The 2108-nt window shown below is 55.8% G+C and carries 2 protein-coding genes; both read right to left on the bottom strand.

Annotated features, from left to right (window positions below):
• Positions 1 to 731 precede the first annotated feature (731 nt).
• A complete protein-coding gene (sigE, locus tag RT018_RS15745; protein ID WP_312611908.1) occupies positions 732 to 1436 on the bottom strand; it encodes an RNA polymerase sporulation sigma factor SigE in 705 nt (234 codons plus the stop codon).
• Between the two features lie 23 nt (positions 1437 to 1459).
• A partial coding sequence (locus tag RT018_RS15740; RefSeq protein WP_312943255.1) for a sigma-E processing peptidase SpoIIGA occupies positions 1460 to 2108 on the bottom strand: 649 nt, incomplete at its 5' end.

The raw sequence follows: 2108 nt of genomic DNA, 5'->3' as shown, positions 1-2108 counted from the left end.
GACTCCGATGAGGAACTGGACGCGGTGTACGATTTGTTCATGGAGGCCCTGTTTGAGGACGAAGAGGACGAAAATTCCTGACCTTTTTCCCCGGCTCATGCTGTAAATGCACATGAGAAACCCTGCGCGGTGCGTGATAGGCCTTTTTTAACCCACATTTCGTTATAAGGGATGCCGGATCAGACCGTGGTTCGCAGGCCTCCCGGCTGCTGTTTGCGGCTGGATGTTGGAAGCGATAAAGCGTGCTGGAGGCAACCCACCTGTCCGTAAAGGTGCAGGTTATAACGGGGTCTACACGGCTGCTGTTTGCGGCTGGATGTTGGAAGCGATAAAGCGTGCTGAGGCAACCCACCTGTCCGTAAAGGTGCAGGTTATAACGGGGTCTACACGGCCGAGCGGGGTGACTTTAATTTGAAAATTTCCCTGACCTGATTTTAAAAAAATTCGTTGTATTTTGCGCCACGCTACCCGTTTTTCTCGGGCAGCGTGGCGCTTGTTTCGCGGTATGTTTTTCTCAAACACCCTTTCCGCCAAAAACCCATCGTCTTCGCAGTCTGGCGCGGCCAATCGATTATACTTTATTTTGCCGTCCGGGCGGCAAAACATCGCATTTCATCTTAGGGAAATGTTCAGTGCCCGACCGCAGCGCGGTCGGGCACTTTTTTCTTTTTAAGCATATTTTCTCTTCAATTTCAATTGATGTAAAGCAAAATTATTTGCCACTAAATTCATTAGCTGAGACGAAGAATTTCCTTCTTTAATCGCTGGATAATACGCTTTTCCAGGCGGGAAATATAGGACTGCGAGATGCCCAGTCGGTCGGCCACCTCTTTTTGCGTCCGCTCCTGTCCCCCGTTCAGCCCAAAGCGCAGGGTGATGATCTCTTTCTCCCTTGGAGAGAGAATTTTCAGGGCGGAAGTCAGAAGACTTCGGTCCACGTCGTCCTCAATGGGGCGCATCACCACGTCCGCGTCGGTCCCCAGCACGTCAGAGAGAAGTAGCTCATTGCCGTCCCAATCGGTATTCAGCGGCTCGTCAAAGGAAACTTCTCCCTTCCGTCCCGCGTTTTTACGCAGGTACATCAAAATCTCGTTTTCGATACAACGGCTGGCATAGGTTGCCAGCTTGATATTTTTATTGGGGTTATAGGTTTCCACTGCCTTAATCAGGCCGATTGCTCCAATAGAAATTAAATCCTCGATATTAATTTTTGTATTTTCAAAGCGGCGGGCAATGTACACCACCAGTCGCAGATTGTGCTCGATCAGTTCCTGCCGGGCCTCTGTGTCCTCAATACGCGATAAAAGCTCCGTCTCCCGTTCCCGGGTCAGGGGCGGGGGCAGGGTATCGCTGCCGCCGATGTAGTGGACGGGCGTCCGGGGCAGCAGCCCCAAGCGGCGAAGCAGCCTTTTGATTGTTTCCAGCCAATGCGGCATGTTCTCGGTCCTCCCTTTCATCTTTATCGGCACGGTTTATATCCCTCCGGCTCGCCCCAGAGGGCGTCGCAGCCGTCTCCCACCGAAGTGGGTGACAGAGCCAGCAGCAGCCGTTCCTGCCGTTTACCGTTGACGCTTGCCCAGTCCAGACGGACCGCCAGCAGCAAGCCGCTCTCCACGCCTACCGCGCTGTATGGCAGCAGGCGGAACCGCGCGATGTCCGCCCCCGCCAGCCGCTCCATCGTCTGCGCGGGGGCGCGGAGGGCTTGGGGCGTCAGCAGTGGATCCAGTTCCGGCGGCCAGAGCGGCTTCAATTTTTCCGCCGAGGCAACCAGCACCGGCCTTCCCGTCACCGGATCACGCAGCGTGTTTCCAGTGTCGCACAGGGCCGTCAGCGCGGCGCGGGTTCCGCAAAAGGCCACCGTCACCGGAACCAAAAACCCCCCCGCCCCGCTATTGCGCGCACTGGCCCGGAAAACCACCGCCAGCACCAGATAGGCCGCTGCCGCCGAAATCAGCAGAACTCTTGTGTCCACATTCGTGTAAAAAATCCCGTTTTCCATGGGTATGCCACGCCCCGCGGCTAGTCCCAACGCCAGAACACACCCGGCAAACCCACAGGAAACCAGAAACAGCAGCAGTGTCAGCCTCAAAAAGCGCGGCTCGCCGCCG

It is taken from the genome of Oscillibacter sp., assembly GCF_032060045.1.
Taxonomy (GTDB): domain Bacteria; phylum Bacillota; class Clostridia; order Oscillospirales; family Oscillospiraceae; genus Oscillibacter.
This window is presented reverse-complemented; position numbering and strand designations above follow the sequence as displayed.

Excerpts from the sequence above, each read along its gene's own strand:
- sigE (WP_312611908.1), bottom strand. The coding sequence starts at position 1,436 with ATGCCGCATTGGCTGGAAACAATCAAAAGGCTGCTTCGCCGCTTGGGG.